At 60.8% G+C, this 3,014-nt stretch carries 5 protein-coding genes and 1 pseudogene; 4 read left to right on the forward strand and 2 right to left on the reverse strand.

Annotated elements, in window-relative coordinates:
- Positions 1-12: 12 nt before the first annotated feature.
- Positions 13-225 (reverse strand): hypothetical protein, encoded by a 213-nt coding sequence (locus tag P0D73_RS46120; RefSeq protein WP_408183305.1) that lies wholly within the window; start codon positions 223-225, stop codon positions 13-15.
- 41 nt (positions 226-266) lie between these two features.
- Between P0D73_RS46120 and P0D73_RS46125 the strand changes: the two genes are divergently transcribed.
- Complete coding sequence (locus P0D73_RS46125; RefSeq protein WP_408320670.1) at positions 267-1,151, forward strand: DUF5131 family protein; 885 nt, start codon at positions 267-269, stop codon at positions 1,149-1,151.
- A 187-nt stretch (positions 1,152-1,338) separates the two neighbouring features.
- Here the strand turns inward: P0D73_RS46125 and P0D73_RS46130 are convergent, their stop codons facing one another.
- A complete protein-coding gene (locus P0D73_RS46130) occupies positions 1,339-1,557 on the reverse strand; it encodes a hypothetical protein (protein ID WP_408320668.1) in 219 nt (72 codons plus the stop codon).
- A gap of 35 nt (positions 1,558-1,592) precedes the next feature.
- Between P0D73_RS46130 and P0D73_RS46135 the strand changes: the two genes are divergently transcribed.
- From P0D73_RS46135 to P0D73_RS46145, 3 genes and pseudogenes are all read left to right on the forward strand, one after another.
- On the forward strand, positions 1,593-2,111 hold the full coding sequence (locus P0D73_RS46135) for a DUF1643 domain-containing protein (protein ID WP_408436374.1): 519 nt from the start codon (positions 1,593-1,595) through the stop codon (positions 2,109-2,111).
- 512 nt (positions 2,112-2,623) lie between these two features.
- Positions 2,624-2,827 (forward strand): annotated as a pseudogene (locus P0D73_RS46140) (DUF4224 domain-containing protein); the annotation flags it as partial.
- Positions 2,796-3,014 (forward strand): hypothetical protein (locus tag P0D73_RS46145; RefSeq protein WP_408436377.1); only part of this gene is annotated, 219 nt, incomplete at its 3' end. The pseudogene P0D73_RS46140 and the gene P0D73_RS46145, both read left to right, overlap by 32 nt.

Consider the following 3,014-nt stretch of genomic DNA (forward strand, 5'->3'; position numbering starts at 1 on the left):
GTGAGCGCCCTGCTACACCGCCAGCATCATTTCGAGATCAGCTTGCGTCTTAGCTCTACGTGCAATCGTTCCGAGCACGACGCGGTCATAAAGCTCCTTCCATTCCGGAGAGCCATCCGTAAGTCCGAGCTCTTCCTCAAGGACATCGAACACCTCATTGGCGGCGTTCACGATCAGCTTTGCTTCTGCGATTTCCAATCTTCTGTTTCCCTTGTCGATAACCACCGTGCTATCGGCACCAGGGAACAAAAATTTAGAGATGCACGATGAGCGAGAACAGCAAAATCGAACGGACCGATCACACGTTTAACCCGTGGGAAGGGTGCCAGAAAGTCGGCCCCGGCTTCGACCACTGCTACGCTGAGACGCGCAACGCGCGCTTCGGTGGGGGCACCGTGATCAACTGGGGGCCCGGGGCGCCGCGGCGGCGCACGTCGGCGGCCAACTGGCGCAAGCCTATTCAGTGGAACGCGCAGCATGATGCGTTCTTCGCAGCGCACGGCCGGCGCCAGCGTGTTTTCTGCGCTTCGCTTGCCGACGTGTTCGATAACGCCGTCGATCCTTCGTGGCGCGTCGACCTATTTCGCCTGATCCGCAGCACGCCGAATCTCGACTGGCTGTTGCTGATAAAGTGCATCGGCAATGCGCGCCAAATGATCGACGATGCCCGCGACGCGGATGCCCTTGGTCCGGTATGGCCGTGGGATAACGTCTGTCTGGGTGCGACGATCGTCAATCAGGAAGAGGCTGACCGCGACATTCCGAAGCTGCTCGAGGTGCCGGCGCGCGTGCGCTTCCTGTCGATGGAGCCGGTTCTTGGGCCGGTCGACCTTGAAAGCGTCGCATGGCCGTCAATACCCGGTCAACGCGCCGACGTGCTTCGCGGCGGCTACTGGAACAAGGCGGGCGTGCTGGCGTGCGGCCAGCCTGCAGCCCTCGGCGAGCAGCGCGGCGGCTTCACCAATCACAGCGACATGCCGGGCCGAATCGATCGGGTGATCGCGGGAGGTGAAAGCGGCGGCGACGCGCGGCCGATGCATCCGGATTGGGTGCGTGATCTTCGCGATCAGTGCGATGGCGCTGGGCGTCCCCTACCTGTTCAAGCAATGGGGAAGAGTGGGCGCCCGGCGAAAATTGCGGCGGACCGCTGACGCGGACCGCGCGGGTCGCGGACTATTGGGACGGCGAGTGGGAATTCAGCACCATGACGCCGGGTTCCGCTGAAGGGATGCACTGCAATGATGAACCTGTGCTCTATCGCTGCGGCAAGAAAGCGGCCGGCCGCCATCTCGACGGCCGCACGCATGACGAATTCCCGCGAGGTGTTGCATGAGTAAATTACTCAACAGCGTCGCCGGCGGGCAGCCGATCGGCCTTCACGTTCGCGTCAAGCTCTGCTTCGAGGCGGGCAGCATCGGCAGACTTCAAGGGACGGTCGCGCATCTCTGTGTAGCCGTCGCCGTCGATGGTATAGGACCAACTCCATCTGCCTCGCACATTTTGACCGGCGTTGATGCTGACGACGTGTCCGTTGCGGATGTGTTCCCAGTGCGGCACGGATCTCTCCCAGATGGTTTTCGAGGAATCCTAGCATGAGCACAGTCATCACCCCTTGTGGCATATATCGCTATCGGCTGACGCGCCCAGCCGAATCAATGTCGCCCGAAAAATCGAATGCGCTGTTCGTCATGCTCAATCCGAGCACTGCCGACGCGCGGCTCGACGATCCGACCATTCGCCGATGCCGCGGCTTCGCGAAGCTGTGGGATTGCAATGGTCTGGCAGTCGCCAACCTGTACGCGCTGCGCTCGGCAGACCCAGCCGCTCTTTGGTCCCATCCGGATCCGGTCGGGCCCGATAACGACGACTACCTGTGGAATTTCGCTCGCGAGTGCGGCGACGTAATTTGCGCATGGGGCTCGAATGCCAGGCCAGAGCACGCCGCGCGCGTCGCCAGCATCATGCTCGACGCCGGCGCGCGCCTTTGGTGTCTCGACACGACGAAGGACGGCTCGCCGCGTCATCCACTATATATGCGCAACGATCAGCCGCTAATCGCATGGAGCCCCGCAGCTGTCGCGGCATCCGCAGAGAACGGGGACAACTCATGAACGGCAACAATCGCTCGCTCTGCGGTGCTATCGGGGTCGCCCCAGCACTGAGGCAAGTACCGCCTTCCTCCAGGCATGGTCGGGAGGCTTGCGCTCAGGAACTTGCGGAACAGGAGCACTCGACTCGCATGTCCACCAAAGGCCCGCCGGTAATCCATTGGATGTGTTTTGCCTCATCCAGCAACCGCATGAGGTGCATCGGTAAAGGATGTAGCGTGTTATCGGCGATTTTGGCGTACCAAAAACACCCGACCCAGAGCAGTGGAGTTTTTCGTGTGGGGGGACCGTTGAGGCTCTTCCGATCAACGTCTCGCAAGCAAGGCACCGTTCCATTTCGCCCTCCCTCTCCGACACAATCGACCTATGCAAATAAGAATAGGTCATATATGGACGGGGTCGAAGCGGAACCGAACGCAAAACTTCCGTGATCGAAACGGAAGCAGCAGCACAACGAATGATTGAAATCACGCGCAAACGCTGGGTGTGAATAGAGCGACTACCTATCAGCGCACGAGCTGGCCGACCTGGTCGGCTGCAAACCGGATCAGCGCGCCGCGATGACGCACTGGCTCACCGATAACCACTGGCGATTCGTCGTCGACAAGAATGGCTTGCCGAAGGTGGCTCGCGAGTACCGCGACCGGAAGCTCGGACTTACAACTGAAACCAAGTCAACGAAATACGATGCCGGCCCGAACCTCCAGGCCTTCGCGTGAGAAGCACGTCGCCACGAACGAGTCGACGGGCATTAATCGTTTCTACAAGCGGTATGGCGTGCGCAAAATCTCCTTCTGGTACAAGTACCCGGACGGCCGCAGCGAGACGCTGACGTCCGCGAAGCTCGGCGACCGGGCAGAGATCACAGCAGCCGAGCGCAGCGCGAAACGCAAGGCGCTCGACATT

Source organism: Paraburkholderia sp. RL18-101-BIB-B (assembly GCF_046026985.1).
Lineage (GTDB): Bacteria > Pseudomonadota > Gammaproteobacteria > Burkholderiales > Burkholderiaceae > Paraburkholderia.